This window comes from Mesonia ostreae (assembly GCF_031845265.1).
GTDB classification, from domain to species: domain Bacteria; phylum Bacteroidota; class Bacteroidia; order Flavobacteriales; family Flavobacteriaceae; genus Mesonia; species Mesonia ostreae.
In genome coordinates, this window is sequence record NZ_JAVRBG010000036.1 from 1 (window position 1) to 2630 (window position 2630).

The following is a 2630-nucleotide window of genomic DNA, read 5'->3' on the forward strand; positions in this document are numbered from 1 at the left end:
AGATCTTCTATTAAGTTCAAATTGTTGTTCGGTACAAGGTTCGCAGTCTACTTTTGGTGCAGACTCTCCCATTCCTTCCCCGCTAATACGCGACGCATCAATCCCTTTAGAGATCACATACTGTACCGTGCTTTGTGCCCTACGCTCAGACAATTGCTGGTTGTAGTTGGCTGCTCCACGCTTGTCGGTATGTGCTTCTACTTTGATTTTCATCTCTGGGTATTTCTGCATTACCGCTACTAGCTTATCCAATTCAAAGGCCGCTTGCTTACGAATATTAGATTTGTCAAAGTCAAACATAATAGGACTTAAAACCACCTCTTCTTCTTGGATGATTTTTTCTATTGGGCTTAATTCAATCACTACATCTACTTCTCCTTCAGCATCCTTAGCAACCATAGAGGCATTGCTCTCATAGTCCTCTGCATTTACCTGAAAATCGTAAGGCTCATTTGCCATTAACGTGAAGTTTGCTACTCCATTATTATTGGTCATCGCACGGGCTACCTCATTTTCTTGTGAGTCATAAACTACCACCTGGGCATTGGCTATCTCTGCTCCAGTTTCTTCATCAATCACTGAACTGGTCACCATAATCTCTTTAACTTGGATTTGATCTACACGATAAATATTATCATTGGCTACCTTGCCTTCTAAGGCGCCTCGGTTAGAACTTACAAAGCCTGTCTGTTCTTCTACACCATAGCTATATGCAAAGTCATCTCCGCTACTGTTTATAGGCTGACCTAAGTTCTTAACCTCTCCAAATCCATTTCCAGAAGCTTTGGCGTAGAATACGTCTAGTCCTCCAAGGCCTAACTGCCCATCACTAGAGAAGTAAAGTGTGCCTTCATTATCTACAAATGGAAATCCCTCTCTTCCTTCGGTATTGATACCAGCGCCTAGATTTTGTGGACTTCCGAAGCTACCATCGGTTTTTATTTCTACCTTATAAAGATCTGACATCCCTTTTCCTCCTGGCATATCGCTAGAGAAATAAAGTGTCTTCCCATCTGGACTAACGGCCGTATGTCCTGTGGAATATTCTGAGTCATTGAACGCTACCTCTTGGATATCGTCCCACTTCCCATTGATCATCTTGGCTTGGTATATTTTTAATTGTCCAATCCCATTAGAGTCTTTTTCATAGTCTCCATCTAAGAAGTCATTACGGGTAAAGAACATCGTCTTTCCATCTGGAGTGATGCTCACCGTTCCTTCGTGGTATTTGGAGTTCACATCTCCTTCTACCAATTTTATATTGGTATAGCTATCTCCTTGCTTGGTTGCTTCAAAAACATCTAAGGTAGGTTGGCCATTCCAGCCATAATCTCTTCTAGATTTATTACGGGCAGATACAAAGTAAAGTTTGTTGCCTACCGCGTGGGCTCCAAAATCTTGATAGGTGGTATTGAGTTGCAATTTATTTACTGCAAACCTAGGTTCTCCATTTAAAAGTTGTGGAAGATAATCTGGGTTGGCTTTAAATGCTTTTGCACGCTCATCGTTGGGGGCTTTGTTTGCAAAATCTTGCATCGCAGCATTAGACTCATCAAACTTCTTGTTTGCCTTTAGCATTTGAGCGTAACGGTAATGTGCTTCTGCGCTTGCATTTGAGCTAGCTTTTAAATGCATCTTATAGTAACGTTCGGCTTGCTTGGTATTGTAAAGGTTGTAGTAAGAATCGGCTAAGCGCTCGTAAACATAGGCATCTGCATCGCCTTTTGAAACTAGTTTTTCATAGTCTTCAATGGCTTTAACATACTCTAAACGGTCGTAATGCTTGTCTGCCTTTTTGGTAGACTTATTTTGTGCATGTGCCACGCCACTAAACATAAACAGTAGGGCAGCGGCTATATAATATCTTTTTCTCATAATTAATAGTGTCTTGCGTTTGTTTGGGGTTTAGAAATAACGTGGAGATCTGTAAGTCTTCTTGTTGAAGAATACATCAAAGATCACAAAGGCTTCATAAGAGGGTTGATCAATATCGGATATGGAATGATCATAAGCAAAGCCTATTTGAATCCAATCTGTCGCACGAATACTCATCAATCCACTTACCGCATCTTCATAGCGATATGAGGCTCCTATTTCAAAACGATCATAGAACAAAAAGTTTGCATTCACATCAAAAGATAAAGGAGATTCAAACGAACTCTTTACCAGTGTACTGGGCTTAAACTTTAAATTCTCTGACAATTGAAATACATATCCTGCGGTAGCAAAATAGTGCAACTCTTCATTTCCATACTCACGCCCGTCTGGATCTGCATCCAAATGTGTTGACTTTAGCATATTGGGTACAGAAACTCCTGCATACCAGTTATCGGTATAGTAAAGAAAACCGGCTCCAATATTAGGATAGGTTTCATTAAGGTTCGCTGAAAATGCTGGGTCTATTGCTCCTAGATCGCCATTGCCATCTTGAAGCTGTAAATTGGTAAGTCCTACTTCGTGAAAAGTGGCTCCAGCTTTTATACCAAAAGCTAACTTCCCGCTGTTATTAAAGTCTAAGGTATAAGAGAAGTCTGCATATACATTAGTCTCTTTTACTGGTCCTATCTCGTCTGATATGGCTGAGAGTCCTAATCCCGTATTCTCGCCTATTGGAGAGTGGGCAGAAAAAG

2 protein-coding genes are annotated in these 2630 nt (G+C 40.8%); both read right to left on the minus strand.

Features of this window, described 5'->3' with window-relative positions; genetic code table 11:
• Positions 1-1875, minus strand: a 1875-nt coding sequence (locus tag RLT85_RS15005; RefSeq protein WP_311402857.1) for an OmpA family protein, incomplete at its 3' end; no start/stop codon positions are given.
• A 30-nt stretch (positions 1876-1905) separates the two neighbouring features.
• Positions 1906-2630, minus strand: a 725-nt coding sequence (locus RLT85_RS15010; protein WP_311402858.1) for a PorP/SprF family type IX secretion system membrane protein, incomplete at its 5' end; no start/stop codon positions are given.